At 68.9% G+C, this 26,623-nt stretch carries 26 protein-coding genes and 1 pseudogene; 7 read left to right on the top strand and 20 right to left on the bottom strand.

Features of this window, described 5'->3' with window-relative positions; translation table 11 throughout:
• Positions 1–336: 336 nt before the first annotated feature.
• Positions 337–876, top strand: a complete 540-nt coding sequence (locus tag ACF1AG_RS31940) for a GNAT family N-acetyltransferase (protein WP_391810851.1) — start codon at positions 337–339, stop codon at positions 874–876.
• Between the two features lie 50 nt (positions 877–926).
• Here ACF1AG_RS31940 and ACF1AG_RS31935 read toward each other — a convergent pair whose 3' ends face one another.
• The 5 genes from ACF1AG_RS31935 to ACF1AG_RS31915 form a co-directional block, all read right to left on the bottom strand.
• Entirely contained in the window at positions 927–1,994 is a 1,068-nt protein-coding gene (locus tag ACF1AG_RS31935; protein ID WP_391810835.1) for a hypothetical protein, read from the bottom strand.
• Positions 1,994–3,082 carry a TniB family NTP-binding protein gene (locus ACF1AG_RS31930; protein WP_391810834.1) on the bottom strand — a complete coding sequence of 363 codons (1,089 nt, stop codon included), beginning with the start codon at positions 3,080–3,082 and terminating at the stop codon, positions 1,994–1,996. Before ACF1AG_RS31930 ends, ACF1AG_RS31935 begins: the two co-directional genes overlap by 1 nt.
• Positions 3,079–5,106: a Mu transposase C-terminal domain-containing protein gene (locus ACF1AG_RS31925; RefSeq protein WP_391810833.1), complete on the bottom strand. Its 2,028-nt coding sequence runs from the start codon at positions 5,104–5,106 to the stop codon at positions 3,079–3,081. Before ACF1AG_RS31925 ends, ACF1AG_RS31930 begins: the two co-directional genes overlap by 4 nt.
• Positions 5,103–5,864 (bottom strand): TnsA-like heteromeric transposase endonuclease subunit, encoded by a 762-nt coding sequence (locus tag ACF1AG_RS31920; protein WP_391810832.1) that lies wholly within the window; start codon positions 5,862–5,864, stop codon positions 5,103–5,105. Before ACF1AG_RS31920 ends, ACF1AG_RS31925 begins: the two co-directional genes overlap by 4 nt.
• Positions 5,865–6,196: 332 nt before the next feature.
• Complete coding sequence (locus tag ACF1AG_RS31915) at positions 6,197–7,153, bottom strand: IS481 family transposase (RefSeq protein WP_230227387.1); 957 nt, start codon at positions 7,151–7,153, stop codon at positions 6,197–6,199.
• Between the two features lie 303 nt (positions 7,154–7,456).
• On the opposite strand from ACF1AG_RS31915, the gene ACF1AG_RS31910 reads away from it, so the two are divergent.
• Positions 7,457–7,729 carry a hypothetical protein gene (locus tag ACF1AG_RS31910; RefSeq protein WP_391810831.1) on the top strand — a complete coding sequence of 91 codons (273 nt, stop codon included), beginning with the start codon at positions 7,457–7,459 and terminating at the stop codon, positions 7,727–7,729.
• 194 nt (positions 7,730–7,923) lie between these two features.
• On the opposite strand, the gene ACF1AG_RS31905 is transcribed toward ACF1AG_RS31910, so the two are convergent.
• The 5 genes and pseudogenes from ACF1AG_RS31905 to ACF1AG_RS31885 form a co-directional block, all read right to left on the bottom strand.
• Complete coding sequence (locus ACF1AG_RS31905; protein WP_391810830.1) at positions 7,924–8,175, bottom strand: hypothetical protein; 252 nt, start codon at positions 8,173–8,175, stop codon at positions 7,924–7,926.
• Between the two features lie 126 nt (positions 8,176–8,301).
• Positions 8,302–9,399, bottom strand: a complete 1,098-nt coding sequence (locus tag ACF1AG_RS31900) for a hypothetical protein (protein WP_391810829.1) — start codon at positions 9,397–9,399, stop codon at positions 8,302–8,304.
• 564 nt (positions 9,400–9,963) lie between these two features.
• On the bottom strand, positions 9,964–10,221 hold the full coding sequence (locus ACF1AG_RS31895) for a replication initiation protein, RepL2 (RefSeq protein ID WP_086681421.1): 258 nt from the start codon (positions 10,219–10,221) through the stop codon (positions 9,964–9,966).
• 53 nt (positions 10,222–10,274) lie between these two features.
• A complete protein-coding gene (locus ACF1AG_RS31890) occupies positions 10,275–10,727 on the bottom strand; it encodes a MarR family transcriptional regulator (RefSeq protein WP_086681367.1) in 453 nt (150 codons plus the stop codon).
• A gap of 919 nt (positions 10,728–11,646) precedes the next feature.
• A pseudogene (locus ACF1AG_RS31885) lies at positions 11,647–11,787 on the bottom strand (IS5/IS1182 family transposase); the annotation flags it as partial.
• Positions 11,788–11,889: 102 nt separating this feature from the next.
• Between ACF1AG_RS31885 and ACF1AG_RS31880 the strand changes: the two are divergent.
• Entirely contained in the window at positions 11,890–12,129 is a 240-nt protein-coding gene (locus tag ACF1AG_RS31880) for a hypothetical protein (RefSeq protein WP_391810852.1), read from the top strand.
• 16 nt (positions 12,130–12,145) lie between these two features.
• Here ACF1AG_RS31880 and ACF1AG_RS31875 read toward each other — a convergent pair whose 3' ends face one another.
• The 3 genes from ACF1AG_RS31875 to ACF1AG_RS31865 form a co-directional block, all read right to left on the bottom strand.
• Complete coding sequence (locus ACF1AG_RS31875; protein WP_199208717.1) at positions 12,146–13,219, bottom strand: hypothetical protein; 1,074 nt, start codon at positions 13,217–13,219, stop codon at positions 12,146–12,148.
• Between the two features lie 97 nt (positions 13,220–13,316).
• Positions 13,317–14,195, bottom strand: a complete 879-nt coding sequence (locus tag ACF1AG_RS31870; RefSeq protein ID WP_199208718.1) for a hypothetical protein — start codon at positions 14,193–14,195, stop codon at positions 13,317–13,319.
• Positions 14,196–14,433: 238 nt separating this feature from the next.
• Positions 14,434–15,078, bottom strand: a complete 645-nt coding sequence (locus ACF1AG_RS31865; RefSeq protein ID WP_199208719.1) for a hypothetical protein — start codon at positions 15,076–15,078, stop codon at positions 14,434–14,436.
• 137 nt (positions 15,079–15,215) lie between these two features.
• On the opposite strand from ACF1AG_RS31865, the gene ACF1AG_RS31860 reads away from it, so the two are divergent.
• Positions 15,216–15,986: a transposase family protein gene (locus tag ACF1AG_RS31860; protein WP_391810828.1), complete on the top strand. Its 771-nt coding sequence runs from the start codon at positions 15,216–15,218 to the stop codon at positions 15,984–15,986.
• Positions 15,987–16,075: 89 nt separating this feature from the next.
• On the opposite strand, the gene tpg is transcribed toward ACF1AG_RS31860, so the two are convergent.
• Together tpg and tap are read right to left on the bottom strand one after the other, a co-directional pair.
• On the bottom strand, positions 16,076–16,633 hold the full coding sequence (tpg, locus tag ACF1AG_RS31855; RefSeq protein WP_199208720.1) for a telomere-protecting terminal protein Tpg: 558 nt from the start codon (positions 16,631–16,633) through the stop codon (positions 16,076–16,078).
• Positions 16,634–16,645: 12 nt separating this feature from the next.
• On the bottom strand, positions 16,646–18,994 hold the full coding sequence (gene tap / locus ACF1AG_RS31850; RefSeq protein ID WP_391810827.1) for a telomere-associated protein Tap: 2,349 nt from the start codon (positions 18,992–18,994) through the stop codon (positions 16,646–16,648).
• A 196-nt stretch (positions 18,995–19,190) separates the two neighbouring features.
• On the opposite strand from tap, the gene ACF1AG_RS31845 reads away from it, so the two are divergent.
• On the top strand, positions 19,191–19,988 hold the full coding sequence (locus ACF1AG_RS31845; protein WP_391810826.1) for a hypothetical protein: 798 nt from the start codon (positions 19,191–19,193) through the stop codon (positions 19,986–19,988).
• Between the two features lie 312 nt (positions 19,989–20,300).
• A complete protein-coding gene (locus tag ACF1AG_RS31840) occupies positions 20,301–20,972 on the top strand; it encodes a hypothetical protein (protein ID WP_391810825.1) in 672 nt (223 codons plus the stop codon).
• Between the two features lie 10 nt (positions 20,973–20,982).
• Here ACF1AG_RS31840 and ACF1AG_RS31835 read toward each other — a convergent pair whose 3' ends face one another.
• Both ACF1AG_RS31835 and ACF1AG_RS31830 read right to left on the bottom strand, forming a co-directional pair.
• Entirely contained in the window at positions 20,983–21,663 is a 681-nt protein-coding gene (locus ACF1AG_RS31835; protein ID WP_391810824.1) for a DciA family protein, read from the bottom strand.
• Between the two features lie 181 nt (positions 21,664–21,844).
• Positions 21,845–22,588, bottom strand: coding sequence for a TIGR02391 family protein (locus tag ACF1AG_RS31830; protein ID WP_391810823.1), 744 nt, complete (start codon positions 22,586–22,588; stop codon positions 21,845–21,847).
• 192 nt (positions 22,589–22,780) lie between these two features.
• Here ACF1AG_RS31830 and ACF1AG_RS31825 point away from each other — a divergent pair, with 192 nt between their 5' ends.
• Positions 22,781–24,400: a hypothetical protein gene (locus ACF1AG_RS31825; protein WP_391810822.1), complete on the top strand. Its 1,620-nt coding sequence runs from the start codon at positions 22,781–22,783 to the stop codon at positions 24,398–24,400.
• 153 nt (positions 24,401–24,553) lie between these two features.
• Here the strand turns inward: ACF1AG_RS31825 and ACF1AG_RS31820 are convergent, their stop codons facing one another.
• The 3 genes from ACF1AG_RS31820 to ACF1AG_RS31810 form a co-directional block, all read right to left on the bottom strand.
• Positions 24,554–24,727, bottom strand: a complete 174-nt coding sequence (locus ACF1AG_RS31820; RefSeq protein ID WP_391810821.1) for a hypothetical protein — start codon at positions 24,725–24,727, stop codon at positions 24,554–24,556.
• A 104-nt stretch (positions 24,728–24,831) separates the two neighbouring features.
• Positions 24,832–25,503, bottom strand: coding sequence for a hypothetical protein (locus ACF1AG_RS31815; protein ID WP_391810820.1), 672 nt, complete (start codon positions 25,501–25,503; stop codon positions 24,832–24,834).
• Entirely contained in the window at positions 25,500–26,111 is a 612-nt protein-coding gene (locus ACF1AG_RS31810) for an RNA polymerase sigma factor (protein WP_391810819.1), read from the bottom strand. The genes ACF1AG_RS31815 and ACF1AG_RS31810 overlap by 4 nt, the downstream gene beginning before the upstream one ends.
• Positions 26,112–26,623: the final 512 nt, after the last annotated feature.

The following is a 26,623-nucleotide window of genomic DNA, read 5'->3' as shown; positions in this document are numbered from 1 at the left end:
TTGTCCGGTGCCGCAAGAGGCTGCATGTGGAGGTGGCCGTGGCCAGCGGGATGAAGGTTTTGTCTGCGCGTCGGCGCCGGAGTTGTGCAGATCAACCTTGCGTTTTCGGAGGGTTGGGACGCCTGGTTCTCTTCACGAATCCCGACAGCAGATGGACGGCACTGCGGGAGGCGGCCCGCCGCTGCCGCAGTCGATGTTCACGAGAACGGGAGGCATCCTGTCCCTGGCAGGCGTGGCTGTAGGGTCCGGCCCGTTGGTGAGGCTGGGGCCCGGGCCGGTGGCTTGATCGGTCTGCGAGTCTTGATCGCTGCCGAGCCTGTTGATTGGCTGGCCGACATGACTGATCTTGGACCCGTCGCTTGGCCACCTGCCCCGATCAGGACCGAGAGGCTCGTGCTCCGTGAGCCCGAGGCCCGGGACCGTGCGGCGTTCATCGAGCTGCTGGCGTCGCCGGAGGTGCACACCTACCTCGGCGGCCCCCGCCCGCGTGACGAGCTTGAGCGCGAGATGCCCGGGGTGCCCGAACAGTGGCCCGGGAGTTTCGTCGTTGATCTCGATGGGGCGATGATCGGCCAGATCCTGCTCAGGAGAGCACCGGAGCACCGTCGCCCGGCTGCCGTGGGGAAGGTCGATCTCGGCTACCTGTTCCTGCCGCGGGCGTGGGGATTCGGGTATGCCGCCGAGGCGTGCGCGGCGGCACTGGACTGGTTCGACGGTGTCCTTCCCGGCGAGCCGGTGGTGCTCGCCACCCAGACCGCCAACGTCGGCTCGATGCGCCTCGCGGCGAAGCTGGGGTTCACCGAGGTAGAGCGGTTCCAGGCCTGGGATGCCGAGCAGTGGCTCGGCATGCGGTCCCCGGTCACGCCCTCCGATTGAGTTCTGCAACAGCGCGTATCCGCAACTCGACAGCACTGCTGGGACGGTCATCAGGAGAGCTTGTAGTAGCTGTCTCCGTTCGGGAGAAGGGCGTGGGTTCGGAAGGGGTGCCAGGCACGCCGGAACACGGTGGCGAGGTGGCGGTGCGCGACGAGTGCTTCGCCGGCTCGGTGGGATGGATTGAAGGCGTGGGCATGGCGTTGCTGTGCGCGTTGGGTGGCGGTGCGCTGGGCTGGTTTCCGGAGGTGATGTCCTTGGTCGTGGACACGGATCGGAGCAAGCGGCGGGCGCTTGGCCGTCATGTTGGCCCAGTGGCTGATGGGGTCGTTCTCGTGTCGGCCGTAGCGAGGGTGTCGTAGCCGTCGGGCGATCTCGGCGTTGAAAAGGCGGCGGTCCCAGACCGTTCGCTGTGCTTGTTGTCTCCAGTAGGGCGATGCGAAGAGCGGGGCCAGGGCGACGGCTTCGGGATAGACCGCGGCGCAGAGGCGTGCGACGGAGAAGGTCGCTTCGGCTGTGCCGGGCGGGATGAGGATGTTGGCCCGGCGGATCCAGTCGTGCCACGCTTCGCCGTTTTCGTTCTCCGGGAGGGACCAGAGCTGGCCGCAGATGAGTATGGCGGTGAGGACGGCGTCGTAGGTGACGGACCAGCCGTGGCGCTGGAGGATGCGCAGGTGTCTGCGTTGTGCCTGGACGATTTCCGGGAGGGCGTCGAGGGGCGTGGTGTGTCCGTCGGCGTCGGACGGGCAGAGCCATAGCCGGTGCCGGGTGCAGACGTAGCGGTGGTGCGGCAGGATCCTGGTGACCTCGCCGCCGGGGTGTTTGGCGTTGCAGTGGTGGCAGCCGGGTTGTGGCTGGTGGCGGAACATGGCCCAGTCGGGCTGCGGGGTGCGTAGTTCGGGCAGGGCTCCGGCGAGAGCGTGGACCGTCCGGCCGGTGATGGCGGCGAGACGTTCGGGGACGACGACGCGGCGCATCCCGCCGGAGGCTTCGCGTTCTGTGACGCACCGCCAGAGGGCGTTGATGTCGAGACCGTGGAGCCGGGCCAGGCGGCCGACGTAGGAGGCGGCGATCTCGTGCTGTGCGGGCGGGACCGGGTCGGGCAGGCGGGGGAGGAGCATCAGGCGATGCGCCTCCGGCGTGAGCGGGGTTTCTCCGGGGCTGTGAGCGCTTGGGAGCGTTCGGCGGCGTAGTCGACCGGGACCGTCTCCAGAAGGTCTTCTGTGATGCGTTCGCTGCCGTCCTCGATGGCGAGCACCGCAGCGCCGCGGATGAGCTGGGAGAGGCTGCCGATCATGCCGCCGGACCGGTGGTAGAGGTATTCACTCAGGCCGGTCAGCGTTCCGGGCTGATGGCGGTGCAGCCGCAGAAGGGATTCCAGGGTGCCCACCAGGGAGTGCCAGGCCTCCCGGTCCACTCCAGGCGCGTAGGGGAACGGGGTGGTGGGGATGACGGTGAACCGCCCGGCGATCTGGCGGCCTCGGGTGCCGGCGAACAGGCCCTGGTCCTCGACGTCGATGCCCGCGTAGGCGAAGGTGGCGGGGAGTCTTTCGGCGAAGTACTTCAGCTGGTCGGAGGCTTCGGCGCCGGTGCGGGTGGCCAGGTTCAGGTTGTGCAGTTCGTCGATCAGGACGAGGTCGACGTGGACGTGTGCTGCGGTGGCGCAGACCGCGTTGACGACGTCGGTGATGTTGAATCGGGTGGGGAAGTCCAGGCCGAAGAAGCGGGCGAACTCCATGGCGAGCATCTTCGGGGTGGCGGCCGGCGGGACGGTGGCGTAGAGGACCGGGAGCCGGGAGCGGTCGCGTGGGTGGCGCTTGCGGACGGCGATCTCGTGAGCCCGCCCGAGCTGGGAGAGGGCGGTGGTCTTCCCGGTGCCAGAGGCGCCGCTGATGATGACTCCCCGACGGGCGGAAATCTGCTGCCGGTTGAGCTGGACCAGCAGCCGCGAGGTGGCGATGACCTTCCGGATGGTCGGGGTGTTCACCAGCGGCAGATCGGCGTGATAGTTCCGGCGTACTTCGTCGTCGTGCAGCTTCTCCTTCCGGGACAGGGCGGCGCGCTGGGCCGCGGTCAGTAGCGGGGGCGGGGAGGGTTCGTGCTCGACGAAGCGGCGCCACCCCTCCTTCGTGGTCAGCGGGCTGTCCGGCGGCGGCTCCTGCTCCGTGGCCTGCTGAGGGACGAAGGATGTGCGGGAGGGCCTGGTCATAGCCACCTTTCGGCTTCTGCGTGGGCGTCGAAGACACCGAACGGGATCACCTCGGCCGGTTCGGTGCCGGGGTCGGGCGGGGTTGGTTCCGGGGCGGTGCGCGGTGCGGGCGGCCGCTGGGAGGCGGCTGCGGCGCGGGTGCGGGCGGCCACCTTCGCGGTGCGGGTGTCCGGGCCGTGTTCGGCGCGGGTCAGCAACTCGTCCAGGACCCGGGCTACCGCCGCCTCGTTGGTGTCGTCCAGCCCGGCCTCGGCGGCCAGACGCCGTGCGTGCTGCCAGGTGAAGTCCGCGAACGGCGCGTTCACCAGCGGAAGATGCACCCAGGGGACGGTGATCCAACCCTGCTGGGTGCGTACGAACACCTGGGACAGGTCGTAGGGGTCGTAGTGGACCTCCCAGAGACCGCGCTTGGCCGCATGTCCGGAGTGCTGGCGCCGCAGGGGCCCCAACTCGGAGCTGTCGTAGGTGCGGTAGTTGATCCGGATGCCGTAGCCGTTGATGGCCCGCCAGGTCACCGGCAGGAGTTCCAGATAGTCCTCACCGCGTAGGACCAGCGGCAGGTAGCCGCAGGCCGCGACCAGGGAGGCGTACTTGTCGTTCGGCGACATCGCCTTCTTCGGCCGGAACGGGTCGCGCAGAGCATCGTGCACTCTGGCCTGCCACCCGGCCAGCAGCCACTCGTCCAGCAGGTCCTGGAGCTCGGGAACCGTCCAGATGGCCCGGTCCTCGACCCGTTCGCCTCGGCGGGAAACCTCCCGGCCGGTGTAGGCGGGAAGGTGCTGGACGAACAGTGTGTTGATCGCGGAGAACGTCGCCTCCACGATGGCCTTGTCGGTCGGCGTGCGCGGACGTGCCCTCTGCACTGAGATGCCGAGCCGGTCACAGGCCCGCACGAAGGTGTCGGAGATGAACACCTTCCCGCCGTCGATGACGACGGTGTCCGGCACGATCACCGGTTTCGCCGCGGCCTGTTCCATCCGCGCGTCCACGTCCAGTAGGCGCAGGTGGGGCATCCGCGACGCCGCCATCCGCAGCGAGGCAGGCCAGCCAGGCCGCATCGGCTCGGGCACCAGCATCCGGGCCAGCAGCAGCGAGGCGTCCACCGCCTTGGTCCCCACCGGCCGCAGCACCGCGGCGCAGATCGTCCGCGTCGCGACGTCGACCGCGATTGTCAGATCCGCGCGGGCAGTCAGCCCTGAATCGAGCACCACCATCACGTCCAGAGGGGTGGAGTCGATCTGGACTTGCTCTCCGGGACGGTCCGCGAAAGTCGGTGTGAACGGCCCTTCGGGCCGGTTCGCCGTCTGCCGCCGCGTGACCGCCGAACCGAAGGTGTGCCTCCCCGTGGACAGCGCGTCGATCAACTTGTAGAAGGTCCGCTGACTCGGCAGCGGCACCACCCCTTCGCCGTAGGTAGCCTCCACCAGCTTGACCACTCGGCGGATCAGCCGTGACCGGGTCCCTGTCGAGGTGTGCGTCTCCGCTTCCAGGGCCTCCTGGACGGCCGCGACCAGCCGTGCATCCGCCCGCCCCGTCGCCTCCCAGGTCTGGGTCGCCCTCTGGTCCACCAGCCCCCAGACCCCTTGCCGGACGTAGCGCGACCGTCGGCTCTGCACGGTCCGAACGGTCACTCCCAGCTCTCGCGCCTTCGCGGCCATCCGTTCCATCAGCGAGAACGCAGCCGGGTCATATCCAGGGCGCGGCGGAGTACCCGGCGTGGTGCTGGGCGGCAGCCCGGTCTCGATCTCCACCATGTGCCGTTCCCACTCACGCGCCGCCTCCCGCACCGCCTCCGGCAACGTGGCCAGCAGCCCGGACGGCTCCACCGCGGGCAACGGCTCCGTGCCGGTGACGGCGAAGTCCGGCGCCGCCATCAGGTGCGACGCCAGCACCACCGATTCCGCCCCCGTCGCCGACCGAAGTCGCACGGACGTGCCGGCGAGCGCCACCACCTGATGATCCCCGTCGTCGTAGGTGACCCAGTCCCCTGGCCGCAGCACCGGCCTGCCCGGCCCGGCCGTCACCTCCGCACCCCGGCTGACACCAGCGAGAGGGCATGCAGCGGTACCGACACATCCGCCGTCAGCTCGTGCGACCACAGCAGGTGGAACAGCACCGGCAGCACCCTGATCGGGTCCCCCACCGCAGAGGCCCCGCCCATCACGGGCTGTGGCTCGGCGAACGCCGCCAGCAGCTCGGAGGCCACGGGTTCCAGCCGGTGCCGGGGGTGGCGGTAGCCCGCAAGCCAGCGCACATTGCGCACCACGATCGCGTCCGGCGCCCCGACCAGCCGGAATTCCCATCCCACCTGGGCGCAGGCTGCCTGCGTCGCCTCGAACTTCATCACGTCCCGGGGCTTGCGCCGATCCGCCGGACGGCAGTCGACCACCACCCCCGTGCCGTTTTCGCGGCGGGCGAAGTAGTCCGGCGCATGCGAGACGCCCTTGCCCGCATCTGACCGCCAGAACAGCCAGAACGGCTGAGACGAGATCCCCACCACCGACGGGTCGAAGTCCAGCAGCATCACATGGTCGCGCTCCAGCCAGGACTCGTACCCGATGTGCCCGCCCACCGTGGACGACCACCACAGACCCGGCAGATGCCGCTGACCCTTGTACGACTTGAACGCGCGTACCGGCGCGACGTCCTCGAACCGCACTGCCCAGGCATCCACCAGCGGGCGACGGAACTCAGACCCGTCCCGGTCGGCGTACGCGACCTCGAACCCCTCCGCAGGCGGCCCGGAGACCCCGCCCGGCAGCACCCCTAACGAACCTGCCACGACTCCCTAACCGAAGCCCGCGACGAAAGGTCACTCTGCAAGACGAAGGACCAGACGAAGCATGAAGCTGCAAAGCGAAGAGATCCACGTCAAAAGACAGCAGTGAGGCACCGGCGGAGACGGCTTACGGCAGCAGTAACCGGGGGCAGCGAGTTGTGGGTTACTGGGGCCAGTAACCGCGCCCGGGCACGGGCGGGGAGGGCGGAGTGCGGCGCGGTCGGCGCCCTCGTCCCGCTCGTCGGTTGCCCGCTTCGCTGTAGCCCTTCCGGAGCGTCCTGTAGCCCTCCGGGGCGCGGCACGGCGCGCGTCGCCCTGGCGGCCGTCGTAGTTATCTAGATGTGCTGACCGGGCAGGTTGGTGACGCGGCTGGCTGGTGGGTGGCCGCCGATGCCGGTGTGGGGGCGGTGGTAGTTGTACCAGTGCAGCCAGTCGGTGAACGCTTCCCTGCGCTCGTGGTCTGAGGTGTAGGGCCGCTGGTAGGCCCATTCGTCGAGCAGGGTGCGGTGGAAGCGTTCGACCTTGCCGTTGGTCTGGGGCCGCCAAGGCCTGGTCCAGCGGGGGCTGATGCCCAGGTCGCGGCAGGTGTCACGCCAGGTGTTCTTGCTGTAGGCCCAGGCGTTGTCGGTCAGGACCCGCTCGATGCGGATGCCCAGCGATGCGAAGTAGGCCGTGGCCCGGACGAGGAAAGCTGCGCAGGTCGGGGCGGTCTCGTCGGGCAGGTCCTCGGTGTAGGCGATCCGGCTGTGGTCGTCGAGGGCGGTATGCAGGTAGGCCCAGCCGGCGCCGTTGGTCCGGCTGCGGTGGCCGTCGGCCCGGCCGAGGGTCTTGTGGCCGCCGCCGTCGGGGATCCTGCCGAGCTTCTTGACGTCGATGTGGACCAGTTCGCCGGGTCGGGCGCGTTCGTAGCGGCGGACGGGTTCGCCGGTGGCCCGGTCCAGGGCCCTCAGAGGCGGCTGGCCGTGCCGCTGGAGGATGCGGTGGGCGGTGGAGGCCGCGATGTGGCACCGGACGGCCAGCCGCAGCGGGCCGATGCGGTGTTCGCGCCGGAGTCGGAGGACTTCCGTCTCGGTCTCGGCCGGCGTCCTGCGGGGCTGGTGGTGGGGCCGGCTGGAGCGGTCGTTCATTCCGGCGACGCCGAGCTGGCGGTAGCGGGTGGCCCAGCGGGCGGCGGTGGTGTGGCTGACCTGGAAACGCTCGGCAGCCCGGCGCAGCGGCCAGCCGTCGTCGACGACACAGCGGGCCAGGCGAAGACGCCCGGTCTCGGTCAGCGGGGCATTACGGTGGGGCACGAGGGCCTCCTCGGAGCGGTGCAGATGTCGCAATCCACACCGAACCCGGAGGCCCTCACCCGTTCAAGAACCCAGCACGCGTGTCACCAACGTCCCCGGACAACACATCTAGAGGCGCTTTGTGCAGGCCAGATAGCTTCACCGGGTGTCAGGCAAGTAAGGCAAGTCGGAAACGTTCTGGTCGTAACGTTTTGGGACCCGTTCCTACAAGGCCCTGTCTGCGCTGAGTACGCCCGAGGCCGAGCTACGCCTGGGCAGGTCATCGCTACTCTGGCCGCAGCGCAATCGTCATGAGGGGGCGACATGGGGAAACTGTCGGAGCAGGAGTTCGAAGCCATCGTGCAAGCCGTCGCAGCAAGCGTGTACGGCCAAGCAGTCGAGAGATTCTCCGTGCAGGGCTTCACGGTTGCAGCAACGTACCGAACCCGTTCCAGAAAAGGGACTTGGGTCGCAGACTTCATCTTCAACGAGGAGACGGGCCACTACAGGTATTCGTGCCCCTACCGGAGCGCAGGCTCTCCCTGGACGTTCGGCGACGAGATCGGGCGGAGAATCCGAGAAGCAGTGGCTGGCTGACCGGCGACCCGGGGTCGGCCTTGGGATCCCAGCTCGGACACCAGTGGACAACTGACCAGCCGGTGGCTGGGGGCAAACCGGACGTGACACCGTGACAATCGCATGGAATCGCGGAGGGGTCCGCGGCGCTCGCCCGCGACGCCGACCGCACCGACGACCGCACCGACGACCGCACCGACGACCGCGCCCAGATGCTACGCGCCGAGATCCGCACAGCGGGCGTGACGTACACCGAGCTCGCCCTGGACCTCGCCCTCGCCTTCCACCACGCCGTCCGCGACGACCAGGACCAGGTGGCCATGACGATCGCCCGGCTGGAGGAGAACACCCGCGGCGACTTCGCCTACTACAGCGACATCGCCGCCTTCATGGCCGATCTCGCTCCCCATCAGGCGTTCGGCGCCCGCTGGATCGACAGCGAGCCAGCCACCCGCCAGCGCTGGCACGCCCTGGTCGTGGCACGCCGCCATCACCTCGGCACGATGCTGGACACGGCGCGGATCTCAGGTGCGTCTGCTCAGTCCGCGAAACCCGCGCACGTGACCGGCTCGGCGCAGGCCATCAGGGCGCAGCTACGAATCCACGAGGTATGCCTTCTCGCCCGTCATCAGCGGTGCGTCAGCGGGTCCTTTGATGTACGGGCCTCGCCAGATCACCCGGTGTTCCTGGCGGCTGGGATACCACTGCCGGACCTTGTGCATCCGCACTGGCCACCGGTGGTGGTACACCCGCTTCGTCTCGCCGGCCGGCTCCGACGGGCGAGGCGAGGGCGCAGCAAGCCGGATGACCCGCACATCGGGGTCCCGCGGCGCGGATCCGTCCAGTCCAGTTGCGGTCGTGCGCACCGCAGGCGCGGGGTGTGAGGGGCCGACAGCCGTGACGCCCTGGGCGAGGAGGCGCCAGCAGGCGAACATGTAGCGGCCTACAAAGTCGTCGTAGGGGTCGTCCACCCGCCCGCCGGCCCATTCGCCGGTCTCGGGGACCGGTTCTGCACGCCACTGGGAGGCCTGGGTGAGGGCCCGTTGCATCTGGCGGTGGAACTTGGACAGGTCAGCGAGCGTCTCGGTGCTCTCCTCCGCCAGGCAGGCATCGCCGCGCATCCCGTACATGCCGTCCGGCATCAGTGGTGGCAGCGGATTGCCGGAGGCGCGTGCCTGGGAGACCGCTTGCCGCCATCCTGCCGGCTGCACGGGGCCATCGCGGTCCATGAACGTCGTCACCCGCACACCCGGATACCGAGCGGTGGGCAGGATCTGGTGCTGGGTGATGAACTGCCAGCCGAACGCCCGGGTGTCCGAGAGTGTCCCGGTGCGGTTGACGACCACGATCGGTTCGGGCAGCACCAGCAGCCCGGTGGGCATGGGGATGTCCCGGTCGCGGTCCAGGGTGCTGATGTCGGCTGGTTCGAGGGTGGCGGCCGCAGCCATGACCGCGGCGTGTGCGGCCGGCGAGATGACGAGGATTTCCGCTTGCCTCAGCAGCTTCTGGATCTGGCGTATCTGCCAGGCAGCGGCCTCTCCCGCCGACCGGGGCCACGGCGGTGGGTGGCCCTGCTTGCCCAGCGTCATCGACAACGCCGCGTCCTGCTCGATGTCCACGGGCTTGTCCGGCATATCGGTGAGATTGCTGTTCGCCAGCACGGCATACAGCTCGCTGACCACGTTGTTCATATTCGAGGCCATCGTCATCTGCACCCACGGGTTACCAGCCAGACACCGCTGAGTCTGATCCCGCAGACGGTGTGCCACCCGCGCCGCGGCAGTCGCGGTCCACTGCCCGTCTCTGTCCCTGCTGCGCTCCCGCTTACCCCGGCTCGCCTTACCCACCCCGAAGCCCCCTCCACAACGGCCAATCGCCGAAGCCGTACCCGACCAGCACGGACACAACACGGCACGATCCAGCCGCCAGGAGGGCAGTACTGCGGGGCCCCGGGGGGAAGGCCACTGAGCGCGAATCGCTGAGCAGCTGCACGTCGAGCCTTGGCGTCGGTGAACTCCACCTCCAGGCCGTAGGCCCGCCGGCCGCCGTCGCGGAAGTAGAGCTGCCCCGATCTTCGTACGGTTCCACGACTCGGCGTACGCGCAGGCGTACAGTGCTGCTGCCGCCCTCAGCATCGATCACACACTGCTCCAGCCGCCTCGACCTGCAGCAGAGATTGCCGAGTGGTCAAGGGGAACGGTTCTGCACGCCGTCCCTTATGTACTTCACGTCAATGAGGGACGATCTGAGGAGCGTCAGGTTGCGCGGCGGAGAGGGATGACAACGTGCTCGCCCATGCGCTTGGGGTCGAGCCTGTAGTACCGGATGTGGCCAAGCCTCTCGGTCTCCTCGAGCCAGCCAGCTTCGATGACCTGCTTGCGAGTGCGGGAGAAGACGGGCGCGGCCATTCCGACGAGTTTGGCCAGGTTGGCGGCGGTCTCGAGGACGGCTCCGGACCGGTCGGTCGGGTGCAGTGCGTAGAGCATGACGACGAGACGCTGGTTGGCGGTCATGCCGGCGGTCTTCTCAAGCAGCTCGAGGTTCTTCTGCTTGTCGTCGCTGCTGGTCACTGGGCCTCCCACCGTGCAGGCACGTTCTCGTTGAATCCGGGGATGTCCGGCGGGTTGCACGTCTTCACCGCTTCACGCTGTTCGATGCCCGTTCCGTGGAAGGCGATGTACGGGCTGATCCGGTAGAAGTTGTAGTTGCCGATGCGTCCGCGGACGATCAGGATGCGGTGCTTGGCCAGTTTCCTGTTGATCTTCCCGACAGCGTCGGTGGACATCCCTACCCGCTTGGCGATGTCGGCCCCGGTGGCTCTCAACGGTTCCATGCCCTCGGGTGAGACGCCGATCCACCACAGGACGAGGAATTTCTGGCTGGGCGTGAACGCCTTAGATTCGGTGATTGCCTCGACGCGTGCCTTGTCAACCTGGGTGTGCCTGCCGGAGAAGGCGTACGGCGCGTAGGGGACCGCCTCGCCAGTCTCGGCATCAACCAGCCTGCGTACTGCTCCCAACGGGTCCTCCGTGCACGGGGCTTGTCGGACGGTTCATGAAAGGCGGCTGCGAGGCCGACCAGATGAACTTAACGTACATGAGCAGGGAGTCAATCAGCCCAGCCTGTCGGCCGTGTCGCCTGCTCACGCGCTCAGGAGTCGCACCCTCCAGCCCAGCCACATTGCTGCCCTCTCATGTACGTCACGTCAATCTGCCACGGCTGCAGGACCGTGGTGCCCGGATCGTCAGATCTGGGTGACCGCTCGCAGGATCGCTGTCCGCGGCGGTGAGATCGTGGTGCACGATTCATGGGACTGTGTGACACGGCTGCAGGATCTGTTCACTCAGGTCTCCTGATCGCCCTCTGCTGCCGGAAGAACTGCCTGCCAGTTCTTCCGGTCTTGGTTGTTCGAGGTAACTGCGCAGGTCAGATGCCTATTAGCGGCTGCGCTCTCTTACCTCAGTAGGAACCCGCCGTTCACATCCCGGCACGTGCAACCACCGAGCACTGTCAGTTCGGCGGGAAGCCAAGCTCACCTCGTCGAACCTTGTGGAACTCATTGGACGAGTGGACCTGAACCCCACGATCGAGCATTCAGCCGGTTCGCAGTCGACTCAGATACCGACTGCGCAAGGTGGTGCAAGTCTTCGGTCCCACTGCCACCCGTACCCCGCCGCTTTCCGGCGCGTACGGGCCTGGGCCACCACGAAACGGATTCGCGCCGGGAAGTGGCGGGGGCAGCGGGGTCCAGGGGCCGGCAAAGGCCCCTGGTACCACGCTGCTCAGCCCCCTGGGTCTAGTCGTCGACCAGCAGTCTGATTGACGCGCAGTGGCACCTACGGCCTGAAGTTGTAACCCGCACGTAAGTACCTGCATGTACCAACAGAAGACTTCTGCGCGAGGGGCACTATGCAAACGCCTGCGAACTGGGCCCGTTTTCAAAATGATCTTGCCCAGCAGCCGGCGGACGCTCCGGTGGCGGTCTTGTCATATCGGGTGGCGATGCCGGGGAAGCCCTTGAGGCGGTTGAAGCAGCGCTCAACTACGTTCCGGCGGCGGTAGATCTGCCGGTCGAATGCCGGTGGCCGACCTCCGCGATGCCCGGGGCTGTGGCGGTGTCGCTGCTGGTCGGTCTCGCCACAGCACGTGCGGTCCGTGGAGGGCGTCTCGTACGACCCCAGGTGCCCACTGAGTACCTGCCGAAGCTGTCGGTCGTGGAGCAGGTTCTCGGGTCGGGCCGCCTGTCGGGCTGGGTGATGGCGAAGGCCGGCGGCCACGGTCCCGGCCGGGACGGCAGTGCTGACGCTGGAGCGGGCCTTGGACGTGGCTTAGCAGCAGGTGTCCGGCTGTGCTCGCTGTGCGGCGCCGCCGCCGAGCTTGACTTCGTGCTTCGCGGGTTCGATCAGGGCTTCGGCGGCTGACATCCGCCCGATGCCGTTATGCCTCCTGCTGCTGGATGACGGGGAGGTGGTCCAGTACGCCCTCCAGCAGGGCGTTGACGCTGGCACGGGTCGGAAGGTCACTGATGCTGAAGCGGCTGGTCCGGGTACCGATCTGCCGGTGCAGTGCGTCGTCGGCGGAGGTGCGGAACTCCGTGAGCTGCTTCATGTACACCTTCTCGGTCCTGCCCCACGGCCCGTGCGCGACGACGTGCTGGAAGTTCTTCTGACCGAAGACCGGCGGGATGTGGTCCAGGATCGCTCGGAGCAGCATCTGGCACGCGTACGGGCGCTCGTCGGCGTAGTTGGCGTTGAGCTCGTGGACCAGGGCGAGCAGCTTGTCCGTCCGGAAGGCGGTGTCCTTGGCCTCCAGGTCGGCAATGAGCTCTTCGGCAACGTACGAGCCGACGGCTGGAGCGGGCGCGGGGGGCGGCACCAGGGGGTGAGGAGCCGGGAGTGATTCTGCCTGTGCCGTGATGAGGCGGGTGGTGGTGCACACGTACTCCTGCAGGGTGGTGGCGTCCCGGTACTGGCGGATCTCCCGGCGCAGCTCGCGCCACCAGGCGCCGTCCTCCGTTCCGCTGGAGCCGCCCCAGGTGGCCGGCTCATGGTTCAGGACGTCGGACAGCCGGGCCAGGAAGCCCCGGGGCAGTCCGGGCAGCTCCCGCTCGATGTCCGCGAGGGTGAACCGCGGCCTGGCTGCCTTCTGCGTCGACAGCGGTGCGCTGCGCTGGATCGCGATCAGCACGTGGAGGACGCGGAGGAAGGGGGCGGCCACGTACGGCTGGAGCTCGGGGACGTGGAGGGCGGCAGCGATCGTGAGGGCGGGGCGGTCATCGTCGGTAATGTGGAAGCTGTTGTGCGTGGTGAGGCCGTAAGAGGGGCCCACGTGCCCGGAGGAACCGACACGGGGCAGGGAGCGGATGAGTTCCTCGGCCTCGAGGTCATGCCGATCCAGGGTGCCGACGGTGAACTGCCAGACGGGCCACTGGCCCTCCATGAGGTACTGCTGGGCCATCGTCGTCAGGAGCAGGGTCTGCTCCCGGGAGAGGGCGGCCGTCAAGTCGATCATGACATCTGTCTTCCATCGGGTGCGGTCAGGGCAGGGCCCGTCGGCGTGGGCAAGACGACCGCAGCGGCCCGGCCCGGCGCCGCTGCGGAATCCCGGCTTACGGTGTTCGCTGGACCAGGCCGGCGGCGAACCACTGCACGAGGGTGGCAGCCAGGTGCACGGCCATTTCGGCCTCGCGCTGGGTCTCGAACCGGGTCGGGTTCTGCGAGCCGTGCCGGGCGGTCTGACCCTTCCACAGCCGCTGCATCATGGCGGACACCAGCTCGATGTCGTTCTCCTGACCGGGTGCGGGAATCGCCGTGGAGAATCGCTGCGGCGAATTTCTGATCACTCCCAGCATCGATCCGAGGGTCGCCTTGGCGTTGTTCGGTTCGATGACGGACTGGGAGGCCGACTCCACCGCCTTGATCGCTTCGCTGTACGCCTTGGTCGGGTCCGGGTCCCGTCCGTAGGCACAATTCCAGGCAGTCGCGAGGTGGTCGGCGGCCGAGCCGCTGCTTGGCGTACGCGACGCGGCGAGCGCTCCGGCCACGGCCTTCTGCGCCGTGTTGTCGACCCGTAGCTCAAGTCCGGTACGGGCATCATTCACGCGGTACGCAGAGCCCCCGAACGTCAGCAGGTCCTGAAGGTAGGCGATAGCCCTGTTCCGGTCGGCGCTGCCGTCCACGTAGCCGCTCATGTCGAACCTGTAGGCCCGCGGGCTGCCAGGTTCAGGCTCGGGCGGTGCGCTGAAGCGCAGCATCGTGTCGATGACGTCGAGTAGCTGCTTGTCGGTGGTGCGGCTAGCTAGAAACTTGGCCGGCGAGTACTCATGCGGGCCGGTGTCGACGCGCAGCCTCAGATGTAGGGCAACTTTCTCGGCGTTCTCCTCGTCCGCTAGGAGGATCTCCATGACCCAGCGGCGCAGGGGAATTTCCAGATGATCGGGGATGCCCTCAACGAGGGCATCCCCGATCGATCGCTGGGCATCTGCCACCAGCGGATCACACTGCTTCTTACGTCTTCCGAACATAAAGCGAACCGTAGTGCCACCTGATTGCCATGTACCGAGGGTTTTGAAGGGCGGACGACGGCCTGCTCGCCGCACAGCGCTCAGCATGCGGCGCACCAGCTGTCACCGGTTCTGAGCGGGACGGCCGCACGGAAACGCCCACGCCCCGGACCGCAGGGCTTCATGTCAGATGGCGAGGCAGTGAATCGGGCTGTTGGCGGACTCAGCGGCGATCCAGCGCGGCTATCAGTTTGCCGAGGTTCCGCACCGCACGATCGGAGGCACCTCGGGCTGCTAGAGCTCCCAGGATCACGTCCCGCTCCAGCAGCCCCGCGCCGCGCAGGTTCTGCAGAATGCGCTGAGCTTGTTGCTTGCCGAACTGGTCACCGAAGCCGTTGTTCTTGTAGAAGTCCAACCGGTCGATGGCTTCAGCCAGCTCCGAATCGATCGGCTCGGGCCGCTTCTCGGGCCGGGTGAGGTCAATGGCGCCGAGCTGGCGCGCCCAGCCTTCGAGCGGGAAGCCGTGGACGCTCTCCACAATGGCCAGCGAGGACCCACGTGCCAGGTCCGCGGCAAAGTCGAGGGTCCTCTCGTCCGGAACGTATGCCAGAACGGGCCCCCGGCCACGGCCGACACGGTCGCGGGAGGCACGCGGTGTAGTGACAGTGTGCTCCGCTGCGAAACGCCGCAGGGACGGGATCTGCTGTTCCACCCCGAAGGCGTTGAGCACGAGCACGCCGACAGCGCCCTGCTCAGCACATTCCTGCCGAACCCAATCGACGGCCAGATCGGCTGCGATCGCCCAATCCCGCTCAGGGTCGTCATCGGGCACCCACGCTGCCCGCAGGATGCTGCTCTCGCTCGCCACGTTCGCGGTCCTCTCTACTTGGGACACCGCCGCAGCTGGGCACACTATCCGCAGCCTCCGACAACCGGTCCGTGTGCGGTAACGGGACGGAGCGTAAAGGGTGTTGCAGAAGGCCGTGAACTGGGCATCTCCTTTGCATGGCTGGGGTGTTGAGGGCCGAGCGGGTGTGGGTGGAGACGTTCACCGGTCTGCGGATGGATCAGTTCGGCCGGTTGCTGAAAGCGGTCCGGGAGCGCGGTGGCGAGGGTTGCGGCTGGGGTCGCCCGTGGCGGTTGCCTTTGGCCGAGCGGGTGCTGCTGGTGGCCGTGTACTACCGCACGAACCTCACCATGCGGCAGCTCGCCCCGCTGTTCGGCGTCTCACCCGCGACGGTGTGCCGGGTGATCCAAAGGCTCGGCCCGCTGCTCGCACTCGAGCCGGCTCGGACCCCTGCCGACGCCGCCGAGCGGCTGTGGATCGTGGACGGCACCCTCGTCCCGGTCCGCGACCGCACGGTCGGCGCGTCCTCACGAAACTACCGGTTCTCGGCGAACGTGCAGGTCATCGTCGATGCTGAGTCCCGCCTGGTGGTGGCAACCGCCCGTCCGGTGCCCGGCAACACCGCGGACGCGAAAGCCTGGCGGGACTCCGGCCTGGCCCAGCACTGCGAAGGAGTGACGGTCCTCGGAGACGGCGCCTACATCAACACCGGACTGATCGTCCCGCACCGCAAACGCCCCGGACGACCCCTGCTCAAGGGCGAGGAAGAAGACAACGCGCAGCATCGCAAGGTCCGCGCCCGCGTCGAGCACACCTTCTCCCGGATGAAGAACTACAAGATCCTCCGCGACTGCCGGCAACGCGGCAACGGCCTTCACCACGCCGTCCAGGCCGTGGCCCGCATGCACAACCTCACCCTCGCCGCATGACCGCACAGGCCCGAAAGCCGCTTCAGCCTGCGAGATCACGGCCTTCTGCAACACCCTTTAGATGGGCCCGTCCACCAATCTTCGGCCTCTTACAGGTCGAACTCCAGGTGCTCGATGTCCGTGAACCGGACCTCCTCCAGGGAACCGGCGCGGCTACCGCCGTCCTGGAAGTACACCTCCTTGAGCCCTTCGGCCGCGATCTGCTGGAGCTCGCGCTCGCTAGCGCCGGTCTCCTGGGCCTCGAATAGGCGGGCCGCGTACTGCGGGGGCAGGGCGACGGTCAGGTGCCGAATACGGTCTTCATCCGTCGACCCGATCGGCGCGGTGTAACCCATGCGGGCGCGGGTGTCGATAACGATGCCACCGGTGGTGGCCGCCTTCTGCCGGGCCTTGGCCCGGATCTGCGGCTGCCACCGCTTCTTCACCTCGCGCTCCAGGCGCGCGGCGAGGTCGCGGCGGGGCTTCTTGATCTGGTCCTTCACGTACCGTTCGACGGTGCGCTGGGAGATGCGCAGCATCTGGGCGACCGCCTTGGTGGTCTTGAGCTGCTTGACCAGGTACCGCATCTGCGCGCCCGCGCTCTTGGGCGCCGGGCGGGTGAATGCCTTCTGCACTGCGGCTTCCAGGCCGTCCCCGAACAGGGTCATCGTGGCCCTCTCCTACTCTCCGTTGTCGACGTCGGTGACGGTGCCGTCCTTGATGTAGCGGGCGAGGTTGAGCTCCGGGGCGTTGAACCGCTCGCGGACTTCCTCGCCCCACAGGACGGTCTGGGTGCCCTCGTGCTTGACCAGGCCCGGGTTGATGCCGAGCTTGAAGCCGCCGGGCAGCGGTTTGCCGTCCCGGTAGGGCAGGAAGTCCAGCGGGCTGGTGCCGTTGGACGCGTAGACGACGCAGTCGGACAGGATCGCGATGGGGTACTGCCCGGTGAACGCCGCGTGCTTGACGATCTTCCGGTGCAGGTTGATCCGGGTGCGGGAGATGACCGCCGCGCGGATGTCCGGCCGCCACGTCGGACGGGACAGTGCCCGCCACGGCTCACCCGGCCGCCAGCCCTCACCGCGGGGCCGCTCGCGGAGCTTGCCCAGGCCGCCCTTGACGGTCGCCTTGATCGCCGAGATGACGATGGCCAGCTCGGGGTCGCGCTCCTTGTAGCCGTCCATCGCCGCGAGGAAGTCGGCCGGCTCCATGTCCGCGTTGACGCCGAGGTCGGCCATCGTGGCCAGGTAGGCGTCGCGCAGCCGGTTGTACCAGCCGTCCAGGTAGCGGCCGTTGTCGTACCGGACCCACGCCTCGATCGGCCGCACCTCGTAGCCGAGCTCTACCGCGTACGCCACGGTGGGCGTCGCGTACCAGGCCGGCCCGGTCGGGCGCTCACCCTTCGGCGTGAACGGAGAGGGCAGCAGGGAGCCGTCCAGCTCCACCCACTCCTTGCCGACCTTCACCCGCGACAGGTCGACGTGGGAGAGGTCGACCAGCCACGAGCCGGGCAGCTTCGGGTCGAACACGGGGTTCGTGACGTGCGTCGCCTCCCCGAGGCCGACGTTCAGCCCGTTCGCGCCGGCGGCGAAGGCCATGTTGACGTCGATGCCGACCAGGTGGCGAAGGGTGCACTCGGCATCGGTCATCGGCCGCGCCCAGTCGTATGCCTCCTCGAACAGCTTCTCGCCGGGGCCGCGCACGTGGAATCGGGGCAGGTCCTTGAGGACCGGGTGGCCGTCAGGGACCTCGCACGGCGGCCAGTTCATCGGGTCGATGGCGTCCTTGCCCAGCGAGCCGGGGTTGTGCTCGGAGTGCCGGCGGCCGTCGGCGTCCGGCTCGGAGGCGCGCGTCGGAGGGTGCAGCGCGGTCATCAGCTCCAGCCCGGTCACGGCCGTGGAGCCGCGCGGCGTCATCACCCGCGAGGCGTACACGCCCAGGACGCGGGCGAGCTCCGCCGGCGGCAGCTGCCCGGCCTCGCCCCAGTGCCGGGAGTCGAGCGCGTTCCAGGAGGGGATGCAGAGCTGGACGCAGGCCCGCTCCGAGCCGGTGGCGGGGCGGTAGATCCTCGCCCACGGGCTGAAGCCCCTCTTCGTCAGCTTCCACTCCGCGCGGGCCAACTGCTTGACGACCTTGTGGCCCTCCGGGATCCGCCCAGCGTGCTTCTCCTCGTCAGTGAGGGTGACGGGCAGGCCGTAGCGCTCGAGGGCGGCCTCGGTGAGCACGAGCAGCGGGTCGGCGTCCTTGCCCGGCCCGGCGAGCTTCGGCTGACCGAGCTTCGCCTCCTTGAGCGTCCACTCCACCAGGGACGGCAGGGACTTGGCGGGCACGTCCAGGACCAGGCCGCCGGTGCAGTACGCCAGCACCTTCCCGTCCTCGACGTCGACGACCGCGAGCGGTCCGTTGGCGAAGCGGGGGTCGGTGCCGCCCGCCGGGGTGCCGGCCGGGGCCGCCTTCTCGGCACCCGGGCGGCGCGACGTCGACGACGTCCTGGTGGTGCGCGCCGGACGCGGCGCGGCCGCCGGAGCAGCGGCGACAGGGGAAGGGGTCTGGGTGTTCTCGGTTGCAGTCATGGCCGCAGCCTCGGACGCCTCCCCTGTGGACAGAGTCCGCGCTTCCGCCGGGTCGGCGAAGCCCGCCGGGCGGGGCGCGCCAGGAGTGGGGTAGAGGGGGTTGACGATCTCTTCGATCGCAGCGTCCGGAACCTCTGGCATTTCGCCTGCCGGGTCGGGCGCGCCAGTGAACGTGGCGGGCATCGGGGCAGCCGGCTCTTGCGGCGTTGCGGGTGCCGGGTAGAGCTCCGCGAGCTGCCGCAGCAGCCGGGCGTACGCCTCGCGCTCCGGGCCGCGCGGCTCGGTCGGCTTCTTCACCGACTCCCAGCCGGACACCGTGGCCCGGCGCACCTTCAGCGCAGCGGCGACTTCGTCCAGCGTCAGGCCGTGCGCGACCCGCAGCCGCTTGCGCTCCTCCGCCGGCGGCAGCGGCGAGCGGGACGCGACCAGCGCGTCGACCGCGTCGAACAACTCGGACATGGAACACCTCCTGACCGACATCCTACCCCACGAACCGTACGGATGGCGTGCATTATCCGTACGAATCGCGTACGAACGGCGCGCGAAGGGGGGTAAGGATGGTCCTGGCCAGGGAAGGGCTGGAAACCGTCGCGTCACCCCAGGTCCCGGTGGGGAGATATGGGCGGTCGCATGCTCGGAGTAATCAGGTGGCCACGTGGGGTGGAAAGACGCGTTCGGCGACGCCATGAAGGAACTGGAGGCGATACGACAGCAACTCGCACGTCTCGATGACCCGACAGTCGGGCTGACCGCACTGCACGGTGACGTCACGCAGAGCCGCCTGAAGATCCTGGAACAGCTCCAGGCGGGCGTCACCGGACTGCGTGAGGAGAACCGGGAGGTCCGCCGCCGACAGGACCGGATGATCAGCGACCTGAACGAGACGCGAGGCGAGCTCCGGCAGCTCCTGGACCTCGGCACGCAGACCCATCCCGAGGGGACCGCGCAGCCGCCCGAACCCGAGGCCGGCCACGGCTCGTCCGCCGACGCCGAAGGTCATCCGTCCGTCTCAAACCACACCGACTCCCAGGGGGGAACCATGGAGAACACCGGGCACCGGCCGCAGCCCGAGTCCGGCGAGGACCAGGACCTCGCGCTGAAGCGCGCCATCGAGGCCGCCTACCAGGGCACCGGCCTCTCGGCTGGCCAGCCCTCTGCCACCGCGCCGCAGGCCTCCGCCGACGCGGAGGACCCGCAGGTCGCCCACGGCGTCCTGCTGCTGAAGGCCGCCGGTGTGGCCTCCTCCGAACTGATCGCGCACCGCGACACCTGGGAGTGGCTCGCCGCCCTGGCCGTCGACCACAGCCACTTCCGCACCCCGCCCTCGGTTGAGGACATCAAGGAGGGCCGCGTCCAGACCGTCCTGTCCGGACGCTCCCTCATCGCCCTGCTCATCGAGCTGTGGACCGCTCCACCGCCACCCCGCTGCAGGGCGACTGGGCACTGGCCATGACGACCTACAACCGCATCGCGGCCGAACTCACCGGCGTCACCGGACAAGGCGAGACCATCCGCATCGTCCTGGACGACGGTCTCCCCCACGAGGCCGGCGACTGACCGGCATCTCACCGAGAAGCGGACGACGGCCGCCCGGATCGGTCCGGGCGGCCGTCGTCACGGGCTGGAAAGCGCGAGGGCCGCACGGTCAAACCGTGCGGCCCTCGACTGACGTCTGAACCCTGGGGGTATGGCCTGCCTTCTTTCGAGGGCTACCAGGGACGATTCCAGGGTCTTCGTCGCCCAGTGTACCTACGATTGCCCCACCATGCACAGCACGCCGCCCACCAGCATCGAGCCGCCCGACGACAAGGCCGTCATCGAGCTGATCAGCCCCGACCGGCTGAACCCCTACCTGGCCGCCTGCGCTGGTGACTCCACCGCCGCGCTCGCGCTGTACCGGTGGAACAGCGACCTCGCCGCGGCGTTCTTCGAACCGCTCGGGCACCTGGAGATCATGCTGCGCAACGCGCTGGACGCACGGCTCGTTGCCCGCCAGCAGCGCCGGGGCCGGACCACCGAGTGGTACATCGACAGGCAGGTCCCCCTCAGCGGCAAGGCCCGCGGCGACATCGCCCAGGCCCAAGAGCGCGCTGGGCGGGGCGGTGCTGCGACCACGCCGCGCGGGAAGGTCATCGCGGAGCTGAGCTTCGGCTTCTGGCGCTTCCTGCTGGCCCGCCAGTACAAGACCAACCTGTGGCCCGACCTCGCGGGTGCCTTCCCCTACGCCCCCAACCGTGCCCTGACCACGGTGGAGGACCCGGTCAAACGGCTGCACCAGTTCCGCAACCGCATCGCTCACCACGAGGGGATCTGGCACCTGGCCGTCGAAGCCCGCCGGGATGACATCCAGACCGTGCTCGGCTTCATAGCGCCGGCCGCCGCAACGTGGGTCGCCAGCGCCTCCCGCATCGACGACGTCCTCGCCCGCCGCCCCTGACGCCTCGAGCTCACGCGGTCCTGCCCAGCGTCGTCGGCTGCGGGACCGCGGCCGCCGTCCCGGCCTCCCTCGCCGCGCGCTCCGTACAGGCCCGGCGCAGGGCTGCGGCGTGGGAGACGTCGGCCTGGCGGCGGCGCTCGATGCGGGCCTGCTCGATCGGGGCCGGCTGGTCATCGGCCACCGGCTCCGGCTCCGGGAAGGCCTGGAGGCTGAGCGCCCGCATCGCCGCGGTCTGCCGCTCCACTGCCTCCGCGATCGAGGGGTCGATACGGCTGGGAGGCGCGACGGCCTGGTGCGCGGCGAGGGCCTGGTGGAAGCCCGGCGAGGCCATCTCGCGCGTCTTCACCGGGGCCGGAGGAGCGTCCGGTGCGGTGACCGGAGTCGGTGCGGCGGGCCGGGAGCCTGGGGCGGCGCCGACGGCCAGGACCCGGACGCTGCGCACGGCGTCGGTGCCGGCCGACTCGTTGGCCGCGGCGACGATGCGGGCGCTGATCAGGCGGAGCTGGGTGGCGTAGGCCGGGGAGTCGGGGCGCAGGTCCAGCTGGCCGGTCTCCGGGTGGAAGGCGACGGCCTGGACGTGGTCGGGAAGCTGCGGGGCGATGGCGGCCGCGATGTCGGGCCAGCGGTCCAGGACGGTTCCGCCGGCGGCCGGGGCGTCCCAGGCCTGGTCGGCCATCAGGCCCTGGAGCACGGCGGCGAACCCGGTCGGTCCCGGCCGTCACGGTCCGGCGCTTCGGCTTCGGGCGCGTTCACGGACAACCGGCGACACTGCTCGACTCACGCAGGACAGTGTTCACTTCCGTCGGCCTGATCCGCTCGCTCCGCCACGCGCCCTGCCCCGGTTCATCCCAGGCCCGCACCCGCCCCCTTTTCTACGTTGCCGTGGCGGCCTGACGGCGCTTGGCGCGTTCGACCTGCCGCAGCAGCAGGTCGGCGAACTGGATGATCTCGGCTGCCTCGATGGGGTCGTCGAAGTCGACGGTGCGGTGGCTGGCGGGGTTCTTGTACGCGCCCATGGCGCCGGCGAACAGCGAGGAGGCGGCGTCCTGCTCACCGCCTTCGGCTCCGGCGTCGGCGAGCGGGCCGCCAACCCTGCCGTTTTGGTGCGGCTGGAACGCCTTGCGCATCAGCGGTACGCCGACCAGGGAGTTGTCGAGGCCGGACGCGTTCCGGACGGCGACTTCCACCGCCTTCATCGCGGCGAAGCACGCGGTCTCGTAGTCGCCCAGGTCGAAGTTGGTGCGCACCGTGTCTTCCAGAGCCGGATGGAGCGGGCCGGACAGCCGCTGGTGCGCTTCGAACCGCATGGTGCCCTCGGGATCCTCCGCCAGGTTCCTGCCGTCGCGGGACAGCTGACGGAAACCCTCCGACTGACTGGGCACCCGAGACAGTAGCGCGTGTGCCTCCAGCCAGGCCCAGGCATCGGAGAGGCGGTCGACGAGGTTCTCGGCGTCCGGTTCGTCCTGGAACGCCTGGCGGGCCGAACCCATCGTTCCTGCGTACTGCAGGAAGCCGGTTCCGCCGGCGAGGTGCTGCAGGAGAAGGATCGCAACGTCTCGGGTGGGTAGCTGCCGGATCTGTGCCGCCGGAACCGGCGGCGTGAACGTGTACCTCATGGGCGCACGCTACGGCGTGGCACCGACAGCCGAGGCCCTTACCTCGACAGGGGAGACTGTCGGGCCGAACACCATGCTTAGCGGCTCCAGCGTTGTCAGTGGCGGGGGGTACTGTCAATCAGTTGGGTGCCCGGCAGTGTGGCCGGGTGCCGACCGGAGGCGGATCTCGTCTCCAGTACGGCTGGAGGTTGCATGGCCCTGGACAAACGCCGCGTGCAGACCGCAGTGATCGGCAACCCCGATTCCGAGCTCCCCGTGGTCCTTCCGATGGAAGCGATAGAGCTCGACGACTTTCGGATCCGCCACGCCAACCAGACCTACTGGTGCGGGACGTGGCTGGGCGGGTGCGGCCACCAGCTCTTCACCAAGCTGTACACCGACCGCGCCTGCCACTTCGCGCACGGGCCCAATCCCGAGCACACCTCCACCTGCGCCCGCAAGGCATCCGGGGTTTCCAGCGCGGACCACCTGTACATCAAGCACGGTCTGCTGGCCTGGATGGCGCAACAGGACATCACCGCCACAGCCACCATCCCGCGCGAGGCAGACGGTTCGATCGGCCCGGAAGTCCTCTTCACCCCCGCTGGGCAGGCCAGTCTGCGGGTCCTGCTCTCCGAGCCTGCCGACTCACCCGCACCTGCGGAAGAGGACTCCGCTCAGCTGGTACTCGGTCCCGAGATCGCATCCGACCCGGGCGTGCTGCTGCGGCAGGGATACGTCAACCGCATCCAGCTCATCCCCGACGGCACCCGCCGCCGCATCCAGGTCGGAACCGAACGCCACGGCGGCACCACCGAGTGGTTCGACCTGCACGAGGTGGAGTTCACCGACGCGGGACTGACCACTCCCGCGGTCGAAGAAGTCCGGCGACTGCGTACCACGCGGCGGCCCATCGGCGTGCAGACCCCCCAGGCCACGCCTCAGCAGACCCGATCGACCGTACGTGCAACCAGCGATGAGATGCGGGGCACCCCTTCGCCCGACCGTGCGGACGTCATGGCGGCCCTCGAGCGGGCGGTCAATGACGGGCGCAGCCGCACGGAGATTCGCCGCTGGTTGGACCGGGCGGAAGAGGCGACACACGGTGGGGCAACCGCCGAAGAGAACGGCCTGATCAGGGAAGCAGTAGACGCGCTGCTGAGGCTGGAACGGGCGGTCGGCCTGCCCACCCCCCGCGAACCGACTTTTCAGGAGCGCAAGGCCCTGCAGAAAGTCCAGCGACTGCTGGGCGACCTCGCGGAGCGGAAGCGCCTCGGGTTTCCGATCATCACACCTGCCCAGCGTCGCCAGCTTGCCCAGGCCGCAGAACAGGCTTCTGCCTGGCTCACCGATACCCAGCGCTCCCAGGTCCAGGCATGGCAGACCGCTCCGACGGAGTCCGCACCCGTGCCGCGTGCCCCTCAGTCGCCGGCGCGTCCCCGGGCGCCGCACATTCCTCCTACGGCTCCGCACTCAGTGCGCTTCGACGCAGCTGGCCTTGCCGACGCCGTCCGGGACGTCCTGGAGCATGCAGCCCGGCTGGGGAAGACCGTGCCCCTCACTGATCTGTGCGCCCAGGTCAAAGGCCTGGGGGACCTGCCGGAACCTGATCAGGAGCAAGTGCTTCGGCGGGTCAAGCCCACCGCTCGGCCCCGCAGCCCGAAGCCTCAGCGTCCAGCTCTGCTCACCGCCCTGATCACCACCGAGGCAGGAACCATGCACCCGATCTACCGGCGGCTGGCCGACCATGCCGGCCACCATCTGCATCAGCAGGCCGACAGCGCGTGGACCGACACGGTCAAGATCCTCCACGACCGCTACCGCACCCCGTAGCAGCCGATCTGACCGGCGTTCCGCTCACTCCGCAGCGCGGCGTTCGTCGTCCAGGTGGGACATGGCGAAGCCGTGCTCCTCGGGGTGGCGGGCCAGGCGCCCCATTACCCACGCGGTCTGGGCATCCATGCTTTCACCGACGTTCGGGATGGGTCAGATCAGTCGCTCCATCCAGACGAAGGCGAGGCCGATCACCCCCGTTCCGACGCCGTAGCAGGCGCCGCGCAGCAGATGCGCCAGGGCGACGCGCCGTCGGTGGGTGATCCAGTGCAGGGCTACGGTGAACCGTTCCCGGCCCGTGCGGACCTTGTGGGGGCTAGGGTTCATGGCAGACGTCCCTTTCGTGATGGCGTCGGTGTGGGGAGCCTCCTGGCCGGTGGCCTGGGAACGGCCAGGGGGCTCCCCTGCTGTTCTCTCCCGGTTCTCGGGTGTCAGCGGTGTGCAGCGAACTCCTGCAGCCGGTCGACCAGTTGGCGGTCGGGCCGGGCCACAATGACCGAAGAGCCAGGAGCGCGGGCGACGAACCGGTCGACCTCACTTTCCAGACGGTTGGTAGGAGCGAGTGCGCGGGAGCCGTGGGCGCGCACGTACCGGGCGAAGATCTCCAGCCCCTCGAGGAAGGCGGCGTCGGGCGGCGCGGTGTCGGCCATGGAGTGGGTGAGCTGGTGAAACCAGTGCCGGGCCCGCTTCGATTCGCCCAGGCACAGGTGGTGCAGGTGCAGGCAGTAGGCGGCGGCACGACTGCCGGCACCGGCAGCGAGCTGCCACCAGAACTGCGCGGATTCCTGGTGCCCGGTCAGGTACAGCAGGCAGGCGAAGACGAGCGCGCCGTCGACGTCCATCTGCTCTTCCGTCAGCGGTCCACGGCCCGGCCCGTCGGCGATCTTGTCCAGGTGGGCGGCGGCGTCCGGCTCGTTGAGCACCCACCGGCACACCACGCCCAGACGCTGTCCGGCCTGGGCGGCGCGTTCGATCTGCGCGGTCGGTGTCCGGCGGGAGGCGTCGGCGGCGAGTCGGCGCAGGGCTGCGCTGACGTCGAAGCCCTGCCGCGTGGAGACGGGGATCTGTGCGTGGGCCAGGAGGGTGTCGATGGCGGTGGTCACGGTCCTTCCCCCTTCTGCTTCGGCTTCTTGCGGTCGTCGGGCAGGCCCAGCTTGATGCGCAGACGTTCCTTGCCGCGGCGCAGGTGGTGGCCGACGGTACGGTCGTCGATGCCCATGAACCAGGCGACCTTGGTGGTGGGGTAGCCCAGGAGGTATCGCAGCACGATCACCTCAAACTGCCGGTTGGGCAGCTCCGCGATCGCTTCGTACAGGCCGGTCGTGGACTGCATCGTCTGGAGCTTGTCCTTGGTGGCGGCCAAGGCCTGCGCGATTGGCCCGTTGATGATGAATGCCGGCGCTCGCCCCTCCATCTCCAGCCGATCGTGCACGGCCCGTCGCACGATCGCCCACGCGCCCTGCTCGAGGTTCCCCGCGCTCAGCAGCTCCATCCAGCCGGCGTGGATCTCCAGGAACACCTCATGTATGACCTCTTCGGCGACCGCGCGGGTGCCGAAGTGGAGCTCCGCGTAGGCGTGGAAGGCCTCCTGGTGGCACAGGTAGAAGGCCTCGAAGTCCAGCGGGAGGTCCAGCGGGGCGTACATGGACTGGGACAGTCCCAGTCCGTACTGCTGCGGAGGGGGGTCCTCCTGGGCGTCGTCGTGGCTCACACGCGCCTCCCGTCAACAGGGGACATGGGCGTAGATCCTCTCCATTGAGATTCCTCAGGGACCCGGCGCCAAGTCGCGTGCGCCGACCGGCCGTTGGGCCTGCTCCTACCTAAGTGATTCGCGCCGCCGATCACTCATGCCCGCCCGCATGAAATCACCGACCGTTCCGGAGTTACCGCGCTGTGCAACATTCAACAAGCGCCGCTAGTCACCCTCTGTAGCCTTCTGACCTGGCCTAACCCGCCTGAGGGAGAGCGTGAACGGCTGCGCGTATCGTGATTGTGTTCTACGTCACACCTTCTGTTCCACCTGGCGTGCGCCAGCCGCATACCGGCGCACGGCCCTCCGGTGCGCCCCCTGGCCGTTTCTCACACTCGGCCGGCCAGCACCAGCTGGTGGTCGATCGCCGCCTCCACGGCGTCGCACTGGCGGGATAGGGGGTCTTGCGGGTCAGGGGCTGGTGCCTCACTCTCTGTAACGGGGAAGCGGTTGAGGGGCGGACGACCTGGGGG

This window comes from Streptomyces sp. NPDC014764 (assembly GCF_043082785.1).
Classification (GTDB): Bacteria; Actinomycetota; Actinomycetes; order Streptomycetales; family Streptomycetaceae; genus Streptomyces; species Streptomyces althioticus.
Note: the sequence above shows the minus strand (reverse complement) of the source record. Positions and strands in the feature narration are given on the sequence as shown.

Coding starts and splice junctions, on each gene's coding strand:
- ACF1AG_RS31820 (WP_391810821.1), bottom strand. CDS start 24,727: ATGAACCCTAGCCCCCACAAGGTCCGCACGGGCCGGGAACGGTTCACC.
- ACF1AG_RS31900 (WP_391810829.1), bottom strand. CDS start 9,399: ATGAACAACGTGGTCAGCGAGCTGTATGCCGTGCTGGCGAACAGCAAT.
- ACF1AG_RS31875 (WP_199208717.1), bottom strand. CDS start 13,219: ATGATCGACTTGACGGCCGCCCTCTCCCGGGAGCAGACCCTGCTCCTG.
- ACF1AG_RS31910 (WP_391810831.1), top strand. CDS start 7,457: ATGGGGAAACTGTCGGAGCAGGAGTTCGAAGCCATCGTGCAAGCCGTC.
- ACF1AG_RS31930 (WP_391810834.1), bottom strand. CDS start 3,082: ATGACCAGGCCCTCCCGCACATCCTTCGTCCCTCAGCAGGCCACGGAG.
- ACF1AG_RS31825 (WP_391810822.1), top strand. CDS start 22,781: ATGGCCCTGGACAAACGCCGCGTGCAGACCGCAGTGATCGGCAACCCC.
- tap (WP_391810827.1), bottom strand. CDS start 18,994: ATGTCCGAGTTGTTCGACGCGGTCGACGCGCTGGTCGCGTCCCGCTCG.
- ACF1AG_RS31860 (WP_391810828.1), top strand. CDS start 15,216: ATGGCTGGGGTGTTGAGGGCCGAGCGGGTGTGGGTGGAGACGTTCACC.
- ACF1AG_RS31895 (WP_086681421.1), bottom strand. CDS start 10,221: ATGACCGCCAACCAGCGTCTCGTCGTCATGCTCTACGCACTGCACCCG.
- ACF1AG_RS31830 (WP_391810823.1), bottom strand. CDS start 22,588: ATGAGGTACACGTTCACGCCGCCGGTTCCGGCGGCACAGATCCGGCAG.
- ACF1AG_RS31940 (WP_391810851.1), top strand. CDS start 337: ATGACTGATCTTGGACCCGTCGCTTGGCCACCTGCCCCGATCAGGACC.
- ACF1AG_RS31935 (WP_391810835.1), bottom strand. CDS start 1,994: ATGCTCCTCCCCCGCCTGCCCGACCCGGTCCCGCCCGCACAGCACGAG.
- ACF1AG_RS31840 (WP_391810825.1), top strand. CDS start 20,301: ATGCACAGCACGCCGCCCACCAGCATCGAGCCGCCCGACGACAAGGCC.
- tpg (WP_199208720.1), bottom strand. CDS start 16,633: ATGACCCTGTTCGGGGACGGCCTGGAAGCCGCAGTGCAGAAGGCATTC.